Here is an 18,557-nt window from a genome sequence, read left to right on the forward strand (position 1 = left end):
ATGGACTGAGTCCTGTTCAATACAGAATTCAGTCCTTAAAATAATCGTCCAACTTTTCGGGGTCAGATCAAAGCCCTCTCCTTTTATATTATAAACTTACATATTCCGAATGATATCTTCGGCAAATTCATTGGTAGAACGTAACGTTGCTCCTTCCATCATATCTGCAAAATCTGCGGTTACTGTTTTATTCGAAATAGTTTTTGCAACGGCAGCAACCACTAAATCTGCCGCTTCAAACCAACCTAAATGACGCAACATCATTTCACCACTCAGGATCAATGAACCTGGATTTCCAATATTTTTACCTGCAATTTTTGGTGCAGTACCATGTGTTGCTTCAAAGATAGCAGAATCGGTACCAATATTGGCCCCTGGAGAAATACCAATACCGCCCACTTGTGCCGCAAGTGCATCGGAAATGTAATCACCATTTAGGTTTAATGTCGCAATGACATCATAATCGGTCGGGTGTAAGAGAATTTCTTGGAGAAACGCATCTGCAATGCAATCTTTAATAATAATTTCTTTGCCTGTTTTTGGATGGTTGAGTTTCATCCAAGGACCTTGATCAATTAATGTTGCACCAAATTCAGCGGCAACTTGGTATCCCCACTCTTTAAATGCACCTTCGGTAAATTTCATAATATTACCTTTATGCACTAAAGTTAATGAATCACGATTATTATCAATTACATATTGTAAAGCTGCGCGTACCAAACGTTGTGTACCTTGTTTAGAAACAGGTTTAACACCGATACCACAATCTTCTGTGAAACGGATTTTTTTCACGCCCATTTCAGTTTGTAAGAAATGAATCACTTTTTTTGCTTCATCAGAACCAGCCGTCCATTCAATGCCAGCATAAATATCCTCAGAGTTCTCACGGAAGATCACCATATTGATTAATTCTGGGTGTTTTACTGGACTTGGTGTGCCATCATAATAGCGAATCGGACGTAAACAGTTATAAAGATCTAATCCTTGACGCATAGCCACGTTTAAAGAGCGAATCCCACCACCAACTGGTGTCATAAGTGGGCCTTTAATTGCAACATGATATTGACGAATAGCTTCAATCGTTTCATCAGGTAACCAGGTATTTTCACCATAAACTGTATTTGCTTTGCCACCAGCGTAAATTTCCATCCATTGGATTTCACGTTTTCCTGCATAAGCCTTAGCGACTGCGGCATCAATGACTTTTTGCATTGCAGGGGTAACATCAACCCCGATACCATCTCCCTCAATAAATGGAATAATTGGCTGATCAGGCACAATTAATTGACCATTTGCAGTAAGTTGGATAGCTTCACCTTGGGTTGGCTTTTTTATATGAGTTTGCATGAGTTGTCCTTTCAATAAGAAATTTAAGAAAACAAAGGAAAAATAATTTTTTGAAGGCTGCTTTTGCTAAGAAATTTAGTAAGTGATAGTCAGCAATCAAATAGGTTTTAGTATAGAATAAATGCCTAATTGGAACAGGTATCTACATCACATTTTTAACATTCTTTTAATAATTTAATGAGAAATTTTACGCGTACAAATTATCGAAATTCACGAAAAGCATCAGGAATAAAACGGCAACCTACTTTGTCAGAAACTAAGGTTGTTTTATTTAATAAACCGTATGATGTATTGAGTCAATTCAGTGATGAAGCAGGACGACAAACCTTAAAAGATTTTATTTCGATAGCAGATATTTATCCTTGTGGTCGGCTTGATCGTGATAGTGAGGGGTTAATGATCCTGACAAATCATGGTGAGATTCAGCATCGGTTAACAACACCTAAATTTAAATTAGCGAAAACATATTGGGTGCAAGTGGAAGGCATTCCGACAGAGGAAGCGCTTACTGAGTTGCGTAAAGGTGTGATACTAAATGATGGTAAAACCTTGCCCGCAAAGGTGAAATTAATCCCTGAACCGATAAATTTATGGGAACGTCATCCACCTATTCGAGAACGTAAGCATATTCCAACCAGTTGGTTAGAAATTACTATTCATGAGGGACGTAATCGACAAGTACGCAGGATGACTGCACATATTGGTTTTCCGACTTTGCGTTTAGTGCGTGTATCATTGGCAGGTTTTCGTTTATTTGATTTTCCAGAACTGGCATTAGGTAAAAGTTATTTATTAAATGAGAAGGAAAAACGACAATTATTACAACGTTTGAAATTAGCGGAGGAGATATGTTAAATCCAAGAATTACAATGGCTTGTGTAGTGCATTGCCAAGGAAAATTTTTATTTGTAGAAGAATTTGAGTATGGCAAGATGACCTTAAACCAACCAGCAGAGCATTTAGAAGAGAATGAAACCTTGTTGGAAGGAGCAAAAAGAGAATTATTTGAAGAAACGGGAATTGTTGCTGATATGCAGGCGTTATTGGGCGTTTATCAATGGCATGCTCCTCGTTCAGGAAAAGATTATTTTCGTTTTGTTTTTATCGTGGAATTGGATCAATGTTTACCATTACAACCACATGATAGTGATATTAGTGGGGCATTATGGCTAACAGTGGAAGAGTTTCAACATTATATTCAGCAAGAGGGAAATGCGGCAAGAAATCCATTAGTTTGGCAGTCAGTACAAGATTATTTGGCAGGTAAGCGTTATCCATTAGAAGTATTACAAAGTTTTAATTTTGCGTAGTTGTGAATTAGGCAATGGAGTAGTAAATGACGCTTTATACAATCAAAAAATTAAGCGAGTTAAGTGGAGTAAATGTAGAAACAATTCGTTTCTATGAGAAGAACCAAGTAATTATGCCAGCTCAACGAGCAATGAATGGTTATCGTCAATTTACCACTAAACATTTAACACAATTAAAGTTTATTAAAACTTGTCGTTCATTAGGCTTTGATTTAACTGAGATAAAAACATTACTGTTATTACAAGATAAACCAGAAACAGACTGTTATGATGCTAATCAAATGGCTGCCCAACATTTGCAACAAGTTGATCAAAAAATTGCAGAGTTACAGCAGATTCGAGAGTTATTGGCGAATATGGCACAATGTGATCAGCATAAAGTTGAGCAATGTTTGGTAATTAATACATTGAAAAATAAGGAATAAAAAACGCCTACTGGAAGTAGGCGTTATATTTACACACAGGAGAAGAAAATTAAATTTCGATATCTGCAAATAATGCGGTACTGAGATAGCGTTCTGCAGCAGATGGCAAGATTGCAACAATTAATTTATCTTTAAACTCAGGTAATTTTGCTAAACGGTCAGCAGCAGCTACTGCAGCACCAGAAGAAATTCCTACTAAAAGACCTTCTTTTTCAAGTAACAAACGAGCAGTTTTAATTGCCGTATCACTATCTACTTTTTCAACACGATCAATTAATGATAGGTCAAGGTTTTTTGGAATAAAACCTGCGCCAATGCCTTGAATTTTGTGTGGACCTGGTTTTAATTCTTCACCAGCAAGATATTGAGTAATAATTGGTGATTCTTCTGGTTCAACAGCAACTGAAACAATGTTTTTCTTCTGATCTAATTTAATATATTGTGAAATACCGGTAATGGTACCACCAGTCCCTACACCAGCAACAAGCACATCAATTTTACCTTCACTATCATTCCAAATTTCAGGACCAGTTGTTTGGCGATGGATAGCGGGGTTAGCTGGGTTTTCAAATTGTTTAAGCATCACATAACGATCTGGATCGGAATTTAAAATTTCTTCTGCTTTCGCAATGGCACCTTTCATACCTTTAGCACCTTCAGTCAAAATAAGGTTTACACCAAGGCTTTTTAGGAGTTTTTTACGTTCATTACTCATGGTTTCAGGCATTGTAATAGTAATTTTATAACCACGAGCAGCAGCAACATAGGCAAGTGCAATGCCAGTATTGCCACTGGTTGCATCAATAATTTCTTTATCTTTAGTTAAAATACCATCTTTCTCTGCTTGCCAAACCATATTGGCACCAATACGGCATTTTACGCTGAAACTTGGGTTACGACCTTCAACTTTCACCACAAGATTACCGTTTTGTCCAAAATGTTGTAAACGAACGAGAGGAGTGTGGCCAATACTTAATGTGTTATCTGCATAAATAGTCATAATTAATTTCTCCGAATGATATATTCATTGATTAAGATGCAAGTAGATTACTCTTAAGCAGAAAAGATGAACAATGCCTATTGGCTATATTTTATAACTGAATGGAATTTATCTTAGAGATGATACGCTTTTTAGCTATAAAAAAGCCAACAAACAGCAAGTTTGTTGGCATAGATGAAATAAAGAAAATTATAAAATTTGGCGTTGTAGTTGCCCAATAATTTGCGGATTTTCTAAGGTAGAAATATCTTGTGTGATGACCTCATTTTTCGCAATCGAACGTAATAAACGGCGCATAATTTTACCTGAACGTGTTTTTGGTAAGTTTTCTGCAAAACGAATATCTTCTGGTCGTGCGATTTTTCCAATTTCTTGTGCTACCCATTGCTTGAGTTCTTCGGCAACCTGTTTCGCTTCATTATCATCAGGAATTGAACGATTTAATACTACGAATGCAACAATCGCTTCCCCTTTGATTTCGTCAGGTTTACCGACAACAGCAGCTTCTGCAACTTTTTCATTAGCGACTAATGCTGATTCAATTTCCATGGTGCCAAGACGATGTCCTGAAACATTAAGTACATCATCCGTACGACCAAGAATCCAGAAATAGCCATCTTCATCACGATGAGCCGAGTCACCTGCAACGTAATATTTACCACCAAGTTCTTCAGGAAAATAGGTTTTCTTATAACGTTGATCATCATTCCAAATAGTACGCAACATAGATGGGAATGGACGTTTTATGACTAAAATACCACCACTGCTATCAGTAATCTTTTGTCCTGTTTCATCAATAACATCTGCCATAATGCCAGGTTGTGGTAAGGTACAAGAACCTGGTTTTAAAGCTGTAATGCCAGGTAATGGTGATAACATTATTGAACCAGTTTCAGTTTGCCACCAAGTATCCACAATCGGGCAACGCCCTTGCCCAATGACATCATATAACCACATCCACGCCGATGGGTTAATTGGTTCACCAACACTGCCCAATAAACGTAATGAGGAGAGATCATATTTATGTGGAATATGATCGCCAAAGCGAGTTAAGGAACGAACTAAGGTTGGCGAAGTATAAAATACATTGACTTTATGGCGTTGGATAATCCGCCAGATCCGTCCTGCATCAGGATAACTTGGTACACCTTCATAAATTACTTGTGTTGCACCATTGGCTAATGGCCCATAACAAACATAGGAGTGCCCTGTAATCCAACCCACATCAGCACTACACCAATAGACATCTTCTGGTTTATTATCAAAGATATTACGGAAGGTATTAATTGCTCCAAGTAGATAGCCAGCAGTACTATGCACAATGCCTTTTGGTTTACCCGTTGAGCCTGAGGTATAAAGAATAAATAATGGATCTTCAGCATCCATCCATTCTGGCTCACAGAATGCAGGTTGATTTTTTGATAGTTCGTGCCACCAAAGATCACGCTCGTTTTTCCAAGGGGTATCAATATTTAAGCGATAGTAAACAATCACTTTTTCAATGGTTTCACAACCCATTTCTAAGGCACTATCGACAGTTTCTTTTAATGGAATAATTTTACCACCACGTAAACCACCATTAGCAGTAATGACCATTTTAGCACCAGCATCCTCAATCCGATCACGTAATGCACTGGCAGAGAAACCACCAAAAACGACAGAATGGATTGCTCCAATTCTGGCACATGCCTGCATCGCAATAACAGCTTCGACAATCATTGGCATATAAATGATAATTCGATCACCTTTACGAACACCTTGCTCACGTAATGCATTGGCAAAACGACAAACACGATTATGTAATTGTTGGTAAGTGAAGGTATTTACTTGCCCAAAATCAGATTCAAAAATGAGGGCAACTTTGTCAGATTTGTCTGGTAGGTGACGATCCAAACAGTTATAAGAGGCATTGAGTTTACCATCAATAAACCATTTATAGAAAGGTGCATTACTACCATCAAAGATGGTCATAAATGGTTTTTTCCAACTAATTAATTCTCGTGCTAAATCTGCCCAATAATTTAAATAATCTCGATCAGCAAAGTCCCAAAGTTGTTGATATTGTTCATTATTACCGATATTGGCTTGTTGACGGAATTGATCGCTAGGTGGGAATACACGGTTTTCTTTTAAGATTGAATCTAATTGCTGCATAAGCATCTTCTCCTTATTGAGTGGGTAAGAGCGATGCACTGCTTAACGAATCGCTTAGGTATTAACAACTTACATAAAAGTTAAATAATAATCAATTTTTTGTTAATAAAATGTTTTAATCAAGATCACAAATTTGATATTTTTTTCCAAAAAATAAATCAATAATGAAAAAATCACAGATGAAATAACCTACTTTAAAAAGTAGGTTATATATAAATTTATTGATTATGATGACGATATTGTTCAACCCACATTGCAGTAGCACCGCAAACAGCCACAGGCATAACAATAAAATTTAATAATGGAATGAATGTACAACTTGCCACTAAACCACCAAAAGTCAAATTAAGCATTCTGCGTTGAGCTAGTTGCTGTTGCATAGTTGGAAAATTAATTTTGTGGTTATCAAAAGGATAATCACAATATTGAATAGCTTGTAACCAAGCGGTAAATAAGAAGAACACGATTGGAATCAATGTTTGTCCAATAACAGGTACAAAACCTAATAAGAAGAGAATGATAATACGTGGTAAGCTATACCAGAGTTTTTGCCATTCACGTTTAAACATTCTTGGTAAATCTTTGATAAAGTCGAATATTCCATCGGAATTACCTGCTTGTCCAGTCATAAGCAATTCAACTTTTTCGGCTAATAACCCGTTAAATGGAGCAGCAATAAAACCAGCTAAAGTAGTAAAAATAAAGTAATAGACTAATAGTATCGTTAATACTGCCAGCGTAGTAATGAGATAACTCAACCAGTCTAGCCAGTCAGGAATGAAAGCAAGCATCCAATCGGTTAAATGACCTATTTGTTGCATTAATAACCAAAAGACAAGACTTAATAGTAAAATATTTAAGATAATTGGCATCACGACAAAACGTTTTAATCCTTTGCTTTTAATTAGATGCCAACCAAGTACAAAGTAATGCCAGCCTTGTTTAATGTCTGAATAACTCACAGTGTTCTCCTTTTAGATTGAAGATAGATATTGTCTTAATTCAGGTAAGATCTGCTTTGCATCATTGATGCCTAAATCATACATTGCTTGGATTTTATTGAGATCTTTTTCGATGCGTTTAATCGGCAAGGTTTGTGAAGGACGAATAACGAAAATTTCTTGCCGTTTGTTTGCTTCAATAATCTGTTCAACTTTTTGATTATAGTCTAAATAACGATGAGCTAATTTTTCAACTAAATGTGGATATTGCCAATAAAATGCCTTGAAAAGGCATGGATGTGTTTTTTTCTTGCGATATTCTAATGGGCGGGTCAAGATAACAATAATTTTGTCATAACCTAATTGACGACATTTTTCCAATGGAATACTGTCAGCAATACCACCGTCTAAATAACGTTTGCCATCAATTTCGACTATTTTTGAAACAAAAGGCATGGCTGAGGTTGCCCGTAATACTTCCATTTCGGCAAATGGACGTTTTAATTTGACATATTCTGCTTCGCCAGTATCGACATTGGTTAATGTTGCATAGAAATCAATATTTGATTCAATAAAAGTCTGCTCATCAAATGGATCAAGATTGATGGGCAAATTGTAAAAAGCAAATTCTTTATTCACAATATTGCCTGTGGTGAATAGGCTGCGTAGGCTGATATAACGTGGATCATTGAGATATTGTAAATTGTAACGTAATACACGACCTTTCTGTTTTGAAGGATAGTTGACGCCAAAGAGAACGCCAGCTGAAACGCCTACGATACCATCTACTTTAATATTTTCTTCAAGAAAGACATCTAATACACCAGCGGTATATAAACCTCGCATTGCACCGCCTTCTAAAACTAAACCAACTTTCATATTTTTCTCGCTTGCTAAAAACGACAAGATCTTATCTTTTACTTTACTGAATGTCTATGCAGCTTTTTAGAAAACAATCTGGAAAAAATATGGTAAGCTATAAGCCGTTTACGCTAAAATATTCAACATTATAGCTATAAAAAATTGGGTGAATGACAATGGATTTACAACAGATATTAATTCTACTTGGTGTACTTGCATTAGGTATCTTAATTGGGCATGGAGTATGGTCAAGTCGGCGTGAAAAAGCACAGTTTGAGAAATCTGCACAGCAATTTGAACGGCAGCACATTCGTTCTTCTCATGCGAACCATTTTCCACAACAGGATTCGACTTACCCACCACAGCAGCATGGAGTACATCAACAATCTACCACAGAGTATCCGCCTCATTCTGCATCTTATCAACATACAGCGTCAGCCCAACATGGCTATTCACAAACAGAAATGACTAGAGAAACGGTACAACGTTCAGTTGAATATGAAGCACCGTATCAGGCACATTTACCATTAGAAGAAGAGGCGACTGCTCAGCAAGTCGAACGGCGAGTAGAAAATATCAAAATTACATTGCCTAATTCATCAAATAGTGTGTCAATGAACCAAGTTGAATCTACTCGTTACGAATCAACTCAGACTGTGGCCGAACCACAACAACGTTATGCAGATACTACTTCGGCAGTAGAAAAGCGTGCTAAGGCAACAATGGAGAATACTGTTGAGAAATATGAAGAATCAGCGTCAGTTGTAGAAGAAGCGAATAGTGCAACAGAATCTGCTGTTGAAACTGTTACAGAAAATAACAAAAAGCCTGATTTTATTATGTTGTATGTTGTTGCACCAGAAAATCGCCAATTCTATGGTACACATATTAATGAAGTATTAGAGGACTTGGGCTTTATTTTTGGAGAATATAATATTTATCATCGCCACTTAGATGTGAATATGGTGAATAGTCCTGTGATTTTTAGTGTGGCAAATATGGTACAACCAGGAACATTTGATCCAAATAATTTTGATAATTTTGCGACCATTGGCTTAACATTATTTATGCGTTTACCATCACCAGGTAATGATATCGTTAATTTTAGAATGTTATGTTGTGCTGCGGAAACACTAGCTGAAAAATTAAATGGTTTTGTGTTAAATGGTAATCGTGAAATTTTCACTGATGAAAGCCGTAATGAGTATTTACAATTATTGCGATCTTAAATCGAAAATAGCACCGAAATGGTGCTATTTATATGCAAATAAAAACCACCTAAAGCGGTGGTTTTTTATTATTAGCCAATAATTTTATTCGGATTCTAAATCACCACAGAAACGGTAGCCTTCCCCATGAATAGTAGCAATAATTTCTGGGGTATCAGGATGATCTTCAAAATGTTTACGAATACGACGGATGGTTACATCAACAGTACGATCGTTTGGTTTAAGATCACGTCCTGTCATCTTTTTCAATAAGTCATCACGAGTTTGAATTTTTCCTGGATTTTCACAGAAATGTAACATTGCACGGAATTCACTGCGAGGGAGTTTTTGTGCAACACCTTCAGGATTGATTAAAGTACGACTGTTAATATCTAATGTCCAACCATTGAATTGATATTTTTCAATATGTTTATGGTTATTAGTGCTTTTATCCATCATCGTACGTTGTAAAAGATTACGTGTACGAATAGTTAATTCACGTGGATTAAATGGCTTAGTAATATAATCATCTGCACCGATTTCTAAGCCAAGAATACGATCGACTTCATTATCTCTTCCAGTTAAAAACATCAGTGCAATATTATTTTGCTCACGTAATTCACGAGCTAATAACAACCCGTTTTTACCAGGTAGGTTGATATCCATAATGACTAGATTAATTTTTTGAGCGGCAAGTTGTTGGTTCATTTGTGCTCCGTCAACAGCCTCAAATACACGATAACCTTCAGCTTCAAAAATATCTTTAAGCGTATTACGCGTAACTGCTTCGTCTTCGACAATCAGAATTTTAGGCGTCATTTCACTTATCCTTATAAAATAAATTTAATAAAACTTTGATGAATTCACGAAAAACTGCGGTGTATTTTAGCGAGCAGAATTCATAAGAACAATAACAAATGTTAAATTTGTTACATTATTGGTAAATTTTATGATCTAAGTCAGAAGTTAAGAAGGAAAATATTTCTTGGTGTCTTATTCAAATAAAACACCAAGAAAAATAAAGAGTTAATGTTCTCTTGTTTTGAAGAATACAACGTCAGGATAGCGTTCTTGAGTGAGATTCAGGTTTACCATTGTTGGAGCAATATAAGTAAGATTATCACCACCATCCAAGGCAAGGTTTTGTTCATTTTTACGTTTAAATTCTTCAAATTTTTTCGCATCAGCACATTCAACCCAACGTGCCGTAGCAACATTGACAGTTTCATAAATTGCTTCCACGTTATATTCCGTTTTTAAGCGTGAAACGACCACATCAAATTGCAGAATACCCACTGCACCAACGATGAGATCATTATTTATTAAAGGACGGAATACTTGAACAGCACCTTCTTCAGAAAGTTGCACTAGTCCTTTTAATAATTGCTTTTGTTTAAGTGGATCTTTCAAACGAATACGACGGAATAGTTCTGGTGCAAAGTTTGGAATACCAGTAAATTTGAGATCTTCGCCTTGTGTGAAGGTATCACCAATTTGAATTGTACCGTGATTATGTAAGCCGATAATATCACCAGCAAAACTCTCTTCGACATGGCTACGATCACCTGCCATAAAGGTAAGGGCATCAGAAATAATAACATCTTTACCAATGCGGATATGACGTAGTTTCATTCCTTTTTCATATTTACCCGAAACAATTCGCATAAAAGCAACACGGTCACGATGTTTTGGATCCATATTTGCTTGAATTTTAAAGACAAAACCAGAGAAGTTCTCTTCAGTAGCTTCGACTTGGCGTACATCAGTTTGACGCGGCTGTGGTGCAGGTGCCCATTCAGTTAATCCGTCTAACATATGATCCACCCCAAAGTTTCCAAGCGCAGTACCAAAGAAAACAGGAGTTAATTCACCTTTTAAGAATAATTCAAGATCAAATTCGTTGCTTGCACCTTGAATGAGTTCTAATTCATCACGCAGTTGTTGAGCCAAATCTTCGCCAACAGTTTGATCTAATTCAGGATTATTTAAACCTTTGATAATACGAATTTCTTGAATCGTATGACCTTGCCCAGTTTGATATAAATAGGTTTCATCTTTATAAAGGTGATAAACACCTTTGAATAACTTACCGCAACCAATCGGCCAAGTAATAGGTGCACAATGGATTTTTAATACATTCTCAACTTCATCCAATAATTCCATTGGATCACGAATATCTCGGTCAAGTTTATTCATAAAGGTAAGAATTGGGGTATCACGTAAACGAGTAACTTCCATTAATTTAATGGTACGTTCCTCAACCCCTTTTGCTGCATCAATAACCATCAAACAGCTATCTACCGCAGTGAGTGTACGATAAGTATCTTCGGAGAAGTCTTCGTGTCCTGGAGTATCTAATAAATTGACTAAGCAATCGTTGTAAGGGAATTGCATCACGGAAGTGGTAATCGAAATTCCACGTTGTTTTTCCATTTCCATCCAGTCAGATTTTGCATGTTGATTTGAACCACGCCCTTTCACTGTTCCTGCGGTTTTGATCGCTTGTCCGTAAAGTAAAACTTTTTCCGTAATGGTGGTTTTCCCTGCATCTGGGTGAGAAATAATCGCAAAGGTTCTGCGTTTATTGACTTCATCGAGAAACATTTGAGTTGTCATAATAATAAAATGATTAAAAAATAGGCTGTTAAATTAATTGAAAGCGTCTTTTCTCTTCACATTAAAATAAAGAGAAAAGACGTTATGTATCTTGTTATTTCACAGTTACTTTGGCAAATTTACGCTTACCAACTTGATAAATAGCGGTAGAAGCTGTGATGATAAGTTTACTATCTTCTAGTTTTTCACCATCAATTTTCACCCCGCCTTGCTTAATCATACGTAAAGCATCTGAGGTTGAAGCAACTAAATTTGCTTCTTTTAATAAGTTAGCGATTGCCATTTCACCATTGAACGTGAATTCTGGCATTTCATCCGGCATAGCCCCTTTTTGGAAACGTTCGATAAAGGTTTGTTCGGCGGCATCAGCTGCTGCTTTATCATGGAAACGTTCGATTAATTCTTTTGCTAAGAGAATTTTGACATCACGAGGATTGCGTCCGTTAGTCACATCTTGTTTTAATTGCGCAATTTCATCTAATGAACGGAAAGAGAGAAGATCATACCAACGCCACATTAGATCATCAGAAATTGACATTACTTTGCCAAACATCTCATCAGGGGATTCTGAAATACCAATATAATTACCTAGTGATTTTGACATTTTTTTCTCGCCATCTAGACCTTCTAGTAATGGCAATGTCATAGCAACTTGTGGTTTTTGTCCACGAGCTTTTTGTAATTCCCGTCCTACTAATAAGTTGAATTTTTGGTCTGTTCCACCCAACTCAACATCTGCTTCTAAAGCAACGGAATCGTAACCTTGTAATAAAGGATAGATAAACTCATGAATAGCAATAGATTGATGATTTGCAAAACGTTTTTTGAAGTCATCACGCTCTAACATACGTGCAACAGTATATTGAGAAGCTAAACGAATCATTCCTTCTGTGCCAAGCTCTCCTAACCAAGAAGAGTTGAAGACGACATGAGTTTTTTCAGGATCTAAGATTTTATAAATTTGTTGTTTATAAGTTTCTGCATTACGCAATACATCTTCACGTGTTAATGGGGGACGAGTACTATTTTTACCTGATGGGTCACCAACCATACCAGTAAAATCACCAATTAAGAAATAAACTTCATGACCGAGTTGTTGGAATTGACGGAGCTTATTTAATACAACTGTATGACCAAGATGGATATCTGGTGCAGTTGGATCAGCGCCAAGTTTAATTTTTAATGGACGATTTTCTTTAAGTTTTTCAATAAGATCTTCTTCTGAAAGGACTTCATCAACACCGCGTTTTAGTTCAGCGAGAACCTGATTTATATCACTCATATTTCGTTCCTAGATTAATAAAATATAAAACTTGCTCATTATAAGGATTATTCGTTAAATGGAAAGTAAGCAGCGTGTATTTGCTGATTTTTAGGCAAAAAAAAGCCTCTTTTGTGGGGGAAGAGGCCAAAGTGTTGGAGTGATTATCAAAAATGTTATGACTTAAATATAAATGAAAATAATTCTCAATAAAATAAGAATTACAATTATTTACATAGTAAGATAAAAAGTTGTTTGTTTAGAGTGATTAGACTACAGAGTTTTTGTTTAGTCTTAATAAAAAATGGTTCTCATCTAAGGAAAACAAAATATTCATAGTCTTTATTTGCAAAAAGTTATTTCTCTTTATAACAGAATAATTTAACTAATTTTTTACAACTGATTAGCAAATCAATTTTATTTGAAATTTCCTAAAAAAAAATCTTCTTTTTGTGCAATTTAATGATACAGTTACTGAGCTTAGGCTCATGATAATGTAGTAGCGAGTCTATTTATTTGTTTGGTGGGATAAGTATTTATCCTAATGAGTAACGAGCTGATTTTTAAGGAATAATTATGCTAATTGGTGTACCTAGAGAACTGCTCGATAAGGAATGTCGTGTGGCGGCAACGCCAAAAACCGTGCAACAAATTAAAAAGCTCGGTTTTGATGTCATTATTGAGCAAAATGCAGGCTTTAGAGCAAGTTTTGAAGATCATGCTTTTGCAGAAGCAGGGGCAAAAGTTGGACAAGCCGATCAAGTATGGCAAGCAGATGTCATATTAAAAGTAAATCCGCCAACGGATGATGAAATTGCACAAATTAAAGAGGGTGCAACGCTAATTAGTTTTATTTGGCCAGCACAAAATCCAGAGTTGATGCAAAAACTTTCAGCGAAAAAAATCAATGTATTAGCAATGGATGCAGTACCAAGAATCTCTCGTGCTCAATCATTAGATGCATTAAGTTCAATGGCTAATATCGCTGGATATCGAGCTGTGGTAGAAGCTGCACATGAATTTGGCAGCTTTTTTACTGGGCAAATTACGGCTGCAGGTAAAGTTCCGCCTGCAAAAGTACTTGTTATTGGGGCAGGTGTTGCTGGGTTGGCTGCAATTGGTGCGGCAAATAGTCTTGGTGCTATTGTCAGAGCATTTGACTCACGCCCAGAAGTAAAAGAACAAGTTGAAAGTATGGGCGCGTCTTTCCTTGAGATTAATTATCAAGAGGAAGGAGGAAGTGGCGATGGTTATGCAAAAGTGATGTCAGAAGAGTTTAATCGTCGCGCCTTAGCACTTTATGCAGAACAAGCAAAAGAAGTGGATATTATTATTACTACAGCACTAATCCCTGGTAAACCAGCACCACGTTTGATTACTAAAGAGATGGTTGCTTCAATGAAGCCTGGTAGTGTTATTGTAGATTTAGCGGCAGCGACAGGCGGTAACTGTGAACTTTCTAAAGCTGATGAAGTGGTTATTACTGATAATCAAGTGAAAATTATCGGTTATACCGATTTACCAAGTCGTTTACCAACACAATCTTCTCAATTATATGGTACGAACTTAGTCAACTTACTCAAATTATTGTGTAAAGAGAAAGATGGCACAATTAATATTGACTTTGAAGATGTGGTACAACGTGGCGTTACTGTTATTCGTGATGGCGAAGTTACTTGGCCTGCTCCACCAATTAAAGTTTCTGCACAACCACAAAAACCAAAAGCCGTGGTAAAAGAAGAAAAAACAGAAGAGAAAAAAGCAAATCCAACTCGTAAAATTGGCTTAATTGCCACAGCGATTGTTCTTTATATGTGTATTGCTTCTGTTGCTCCAGCAGCATTCTTATCTCACTTTACGGTATTCGTTCTCTCTTGTGTCGTTGGTTATTATGTGGTTTGGAATGTTAGCCATGCATTACATACACCATTGATGGCGGTAACGAATGCGATTTCAGGGATTATTATTGTCGGTGCATTGTTACAAATTGGACATGGACATTTTATTGTGAGTGTCTTGGCATTCATCGCTATTTTAGTCGCAAGTATCAATATTTTCGGTGGGTTCAAAGTGACTCAACGGATGTTGGCGATGTTTAGAAAAGGTTAAGGAGTAGATCATGTCTGAAAGTTTTGTACATGCCGCCTATATTATTGCTGCGGTATTATTCATCATGAGTTTGGCTGGATTATCTAAACATGAAACTGCCAAAGCGGGATGTTGGTATGGTATTGTGGGGATGGGGATTGCTTTATTTACCACTGTATTTGGACCACATACCCATGGACAAATTTGGATCATCATTGCGATGATTATTGGGGCGATTTTAGGTATTCGTAAAGCCTTAAAAGTTGAAATGACAGAAATGCCAGAATTAGTGGCGTTACTACATAGCTTTGTTGGTTTAGCCGCAGTATTGGTAGGTTTTAATAGTTACCTTTCTCACGATATTACTGATCCAACTTTAGCAAATATTCACAATATTGAAGTATTCTTAGGCGTATTTATTGGTGCAGTAACCTTTACTGGTTCGATTGTCGCATTTGGTAAATTACGTGGGATTATCAATTCGAAAGCATTAATGTTGCCACATCGCCATAAATTAAATTTATTGGCATTAGTGGTTTCCTTCTTATTAATGCTTAGTTTCTTAAATTCACCAGCTTTATTCCCACTTTTATTAATGACAGTAATTGCATTAGTTTTTGGATGGCATTTAGTGGCATCTATTGGCGGTGCAGATATGCCAGTCGTAGTGTCTATGTTGAACTCCTATTCTGGTTGGGCAGCGGCAGCGGCAGGCTTTATGTTAAGTAATGACTTATTAATTGTTACTGGTGCATTAGTCGGTTCATCAGGTGCAATCTTGTCATATATTATGTGTCGTGCAATGAATCGTTCTTTTATTAGCGTTATTGCTGGTGGATTTGGTAATGATGTTGTCGCGAAGAGTGATGAAGAACAAGGTGAGTACCGTGAAGTGAAAGCGGAAGAGGTTGCTGAAATGTTGAAGAATGCAAGTTCAGTGATCATTACTCCAGGATATGGTATGGCGGTTGCTCAAGCACAATATCCAGTCGCAGATATTACGCAAAAATTACGTGAAAAAGGCGTGAATGTTCGCTTTGGTATTCATCCTGTCGCAGGGCGTTTACCAGGACATATGAATGTTTTATTGGCGGAAGCAAAAGTACCTTATGACATCGTATTAGAAATGGACGAAATCAATGATGATTTTGCTGATACAGATGTAGTATTGGTGATTGGGGCAAATGATACTGTTAACCCAGCTGCACAAGATGACCCAAGTAGCCCAATTGCAGGTATGCCAGTATTAGAAGTTTGGAAAGCACAAAATGTTGTAGTATTCAAACGTTCAATGAATACAGGATATGCAGGAGTACAAAATCCATTATTCTTTAAAGAAAATACCCAAATGTTATTTGGGGATGCAAAAGAGAGTGTGGATAATATCTTGAAAGCATTAAATTAATTTTTATCTTAGGGGCTGTTGATACAGCCCTCTTTTCTACTTGTAAAATGAGTATTATGTTTTATCTTCAGGGTTTATTTCCTTCTTTGGCTTTTTCTTACTGCTAAAATATGGTAAAACTACAATCCTTTTTTGAGTGTTTAATTTAGGGAAGATCATGTCAAACTTACAACAGATTATTGAAGATGCGTTTGAAAGACGTGCAGAAATTACTCCAACAACTGTAGATGCTGAAACTAAAGCTGCAGTAGAACAAGTGATTCAAGATCTTGATAGTGGGAAACGTCGTGTAGCAGAAAAAGTAAACGGTGAATGGGTAGTTAATCAATGGTTGAAAAAAGCAGTATTACTCTCATTCCGTATTAACGATAACCAAGTAATGGAAAGTTGCGAAACAAAATATTATGACAAAGTGCCGATGAAATTTGCGAATTATGATGAAGCACGCTTTAAACAAGAAGGTTTTCGTGTGGTTCCACCAGCGGCAGTGCGTCAAGGTGCATTTATTGCCAAAAATACTGTTTTAATGCCATCTTATGTCAATATTGGTGCTTATGTTGATGAAGGTACAATGGTTGATACTTGGGCAACAGTAGGTTCTTGCGCGCAAATTGGTAAAAATGTACACCTTTCAGGTGGTGTTGGCATTGGTGGTGTGTTAGAACCATTACAAGCTAATCCAACAATTATTGAAGATAACTGTTTTATCGGTGCTCGTTCAGAAATTGTAGAAGGCGTAATTGTTGAAGAAGGTTCTGTGATTTCAATGGGTGTATTTATTGGTCAAAGTACTAAAATTTACGATCGTGAAACAGGTGAAATTCATTATGGCCGTGTACCAGCAGGTTCAGTTGTTGTTTCGGGCAGCTTACCAAGTAAAGATGGTTCTCATAGCCTTTATTGTGCGGTTATTGTGAAAAAAGTTGATGCAAAAACACGAGGAAAAGTTGGTATCAATGAATTATTAAGAACGATTGATGAATAGTTTTTATTGATCAATTTGTTTGAAGTTAACCTATTTCTTGTACTAAAGAAATAGGTTTATTTTTAACGCTAATAAAGTAATTAGTTGTTTATTAAAGACGTATATAAGGAGTTCACAATGAAAAAGACGTTATTAGCTACTTTAGTTTTAACTACATCTTTAGCCTTAACAGGTTGTTTTGATAAGGATACAAAAGAAGCTGCAACAAATGCAGCAGCAGAAGTGAAAGATGCTGCAGCAGCAAAAGTTGAAGCTGCAAAAGAAGCCACTGCAGAGAAAGTAGAACAAGCAAAAGACGCAGCAGCGGAAGTAAAAGATGCGGCAGCAGAAAAGGTTGAAGAAGCTAAACAAGCCACTGCAGAGAAAGTAGAACAAGCAAAAGACGCAGCTGCGGAAGTGAAAGACGCTGCAGCAGCAAAAGTTGAAGCTGCAAAAGAAGCAACAGCAGAGAAGGTAGAACAAGCAAAAGATGCAGCTGCGGAAGTGAAAGACGCTGCCGCAGCAAAAGTTGAAGCTGCAAAAGAAGCAACAGCAGAGAAGGTAGAGCAAGCAAAAGACACAGCAGTGGAAGTGAAAGATGCGGCAGCTGCAAAAGTTGAAGAAGCATCAAAGGCTGTAGCAGATAAAGCTGCTGAGTTAAAAAGTGAAACTAAATAAGTGGTTTCAATGACACCTCTATAGGTGTGTTTTTATTTACTATTATTAGCGATCGAAACCTCATACTAACAGTTAGTATGAGGTTTTCTTTTATATGGAAAACTAGAAAAATTTGGGTTTATTTGAGAATTATTCTCATCTAAATAAATGCCAATTTATTAACCAATTTATAAGAAAAAGAGAAAAAAATCATATACAGACTAACAAAAAAACAAAAGTAATAAAATTCATCAAAAATGCTTTGACTACTCTTTGTTTTTTTTGGTATGTTCAAATTCCTCTAATAAATAATAAAACAA

Annotated in this window: 16 protein-coding genes; 8 read left to right on the forward strand and 8 right to left on the reverse strand. The window is 36.5% G+C overall.

Features of this window, described 5'->3' with window-relative positions; genetic code table 11:
- Window positions 1-96 precede the first annotated feature (96 nt).
- Window positions 97-1,347, reverse strand: a complete 1,251-nt coding sequence (gene icd, locus ACFFHT_RS04795; RefSeq protein ID WP_382373959.1) for an NADP-dependent isocitrate dehydrogenase — start codon at window positions 1,345-1,347, stop codon at window positions 97-99.
- 177 nt (window positions 1,348-1,524) lie between these two features.
- Here icd and ACFFHT_RS04800 point away from each other — a divergent pair, with 177 nt between their 5' ends.
- The 3 genes from ACFFHT_RS04800 to ACFFHT_RS04810 are packed head-to-tail and all read left to right on the forward strand — an operon-like array spanning window position 1,525 to window position 3,082.
- Complete coding sequence (locus tag ACFFHT_RS04800) at window positions 1,525-2,202, forward strand: rRNA large subunit pseudouridine synthase E (RefSeq protein ID WP_382370860.1); 678 nt, start codon at window positions 1,525-1,527, stop codon at window positions 2,200-2,202.
- Window positions 2,196-2,657 (forward strand): NUDIX hydrolase, encoded by a 462-nt coding sequence (locus ACFFHT_RS04805; RefSeq protein WP_382373961.1) that lies wholly within the window; start codon window positions 2,196-2,198, stop codon window positions 2,655-2,657. Before ACFFHT_RS04800 ends, ACFFHT_RS04805 begins: the two co-directional genes overlap by 7 nt.
- Before the next feature lie 26 nt (window positions 2,658-2,683).
- Window positions 2,684-3,082: a MerR family DNA-binding protein gene (locus tag ACFFHT_RS04810; protein WP_382373963.1), complete on the forward strand. Its 399-nt coding sequence runs from the start codon at window positions 2,684-2,686 to the stop codon at window positions 3,080-3,082.
- 49 nt (window positions 3,083-3,131) lie between these two features.
- Here the strand turns inward: ACFFHT_RS04810 and cysK are convergent, their stop codons facing one another.
- The 4 genes from cysK to ACFFHT_RS04830 form a co-directional block, all read right to left on the reverse strand.
- Window positions 3,132-4,082 carry a cysteine synthase A gene (gene cysK, locus ACFFHT_RS04815; RefSeq protein WP_382373965.1) on the reverse strand — a complete coding sequence of 317 codons (951 nt, stop codon included), beginning with the start codon at window positions 4,080-4,082 and terminating at the stop codon, window positions 3,132-3,134.
- Window positions 4,083-4,271: 189 nt separating this feature from the next.
- Window positions 4,272-6,236: an acetate--CoA ligase gene (gene acs / locus ACFFHT_RS04820; RefSeq protein WP_382373967.1), complete on the reverse strand. Its 1,965-nt coding sequence runs from the start codon at window positions 6,234-6,236 to the stop codon at window positions 4,272-4,274.
- A 218-nt stretch (window positions 6,237-6,454) separates the two neighbouring features.
- Window positions 6,455-7,198 (reverse strand): sulfate transporter CysZ, encoded by a 744-nt coding sequence (cysZ, locus tag ACFFHT_RS04825; protein WP_382373969.1) that lies wholly within the window; start codon window positions 7,196-7,198, stop codon window positions 6,455-6,457.
- Between the two features lie 12 nt (window positions 7,199-7,210).
- Entirely contained in the window at window positions 7,211-8,056 is an 846-nt protein-coding gene (locus ACFFHT_RS04830) for a patatin-like phospholipase family protein (protein WP_382373971.1), read from the reverse strand.
- 158 nt (window positions 8,057-8,214) lie between these two features.
- Here ACFFHT_RS04830 and zipA point away from each other — a divergent pair, with 158 nt between their 5' ends.
- On the forward strand, window positions 8,215-9,267 hold the full coding sequence (gene zipA, locus ACFFHT_RS04835; protein ID WP_382373973.1) for a cell division protein ZipA: 1,053 nt from the start codon (window positions 8,215-8,217) through the stop codon (window positions 9,265-9,267).
- Between the two features lie 84 nt (window positions 9,268-9,351).
- Here the strand turns inward: zipA and arcA are convergent, their stop codons facing one another.
- From arcA to tyrS, 3 genes are all read right to left on the reverse strand, one after another.
- Complete coding sequence (arcA, locus tag ACFFHT_RS04840) at window positions 9,352-10,065, reverse strand: two-component system response regulator ArcA (RefSeq protein ID WP_382373975.1); 714 nt, start codon at window positions 10,063-10,065, stop codon at window positions 9,352-9,354.
- A gap of 207 nt (window positions 10,066-10,272) precedes the next feature.
- Window positions 10,273-11,862, reverse strand: coding sequence for a peptide chain release factor 3 (gene prfC, locus ACFFHT_RS04845; RefSeq protein WP_382373977.1), 1,590 nt, complete (start codon window positions 11,860-11,862; stop codon window positions 10,273-10,275).
- Between the two features lie 94 nt (window positions 11,863-11,956).
- The gene (gene tyrS / locus ACFFHT_RS04850) at window positions 11,957-13,144 is read right to left on the reverse strand and encodes a tyrosine--tRNA ligase (protein WP_382373979.1); all 1,188 of its coding nucleotides are present in this window, start codon (window positions 13,142-13,144) and stop codon (window positions 11,957-11,959) included.
- 555 nt (window positions 13,145-13,699) lie between these two features.
- Between tyrS and pntA the strand changes: the two genes are divergently transcribed.
- From pntA to ACFFHT_RS04870, 4 genes are all read left to right on the forward strand, one after another.
- Window positions 13,700-15,232 (forward strand): Re/Si-specific NAD(P)(+) transhydrogenase subunit alpha, encoded by a 1,533-nt coding sequence (gene pntA, locus ACFFHT_RS04855; protein ID WP_382373980.1) that lies wholly within the window; start codon window positions 13,700-13,702, stop codon window positions 15,230-15,232.
- A gap of 10 nt (window positions 15,233-15,242) precedes the next feature.
- A complete protein-coding gene (gene pntB, locus ACFFHT_RS04860; RefSeq protein ID WP_382373982.1) occupies window positions 15,243-16,616 on the forward strand; it encodes a Re/Si-specific NAD(P)(+) transhydrogenase subunit beta in 1,374 nt (457 codons plus the stop codon).
- 157 nt (window positions 16,617-16,773) lie between these two features.
- Window positions 16,774-17,601, forward strand: a complete 828-nt coding sequence (gene dapD, locus ACFFHT_RS04865; protein ID WP_382373984.1) for a 2,3,4,5-tetrahydropyridine-2,6-dicarboxylate N-succinyltransferase — start codon at window positions 16,774-16,776, stop codon at window positions 17,599-17,601.
- Between the two features lie 117 nt (window positions 17,602-17,718).
- Complete coding sequence (locus ACFFHT_RS04870) at window positions 17,719-18,258, forward strand: hypothetical protein (RefSeq protein WP_382373986.1); 540 nt, start codon at window positions 17,719-17,721, stop codon at window positions 18,256-18,258.
- Window positions 18,259-18,557 lie beyond the last annotated feature (299 nt).

Origin of the sequence: Gallibacterium melopsittaci (assembly GCF_042433085.1) — a bacterium.
Classification (GTDB): domain Bacteria; phylum Pseudomonadota; class Gammaproteobacteria; order Enterobacterales; family Pasteurellaceae; genus Gallibacterium; species Gallibacterium melopsittaci.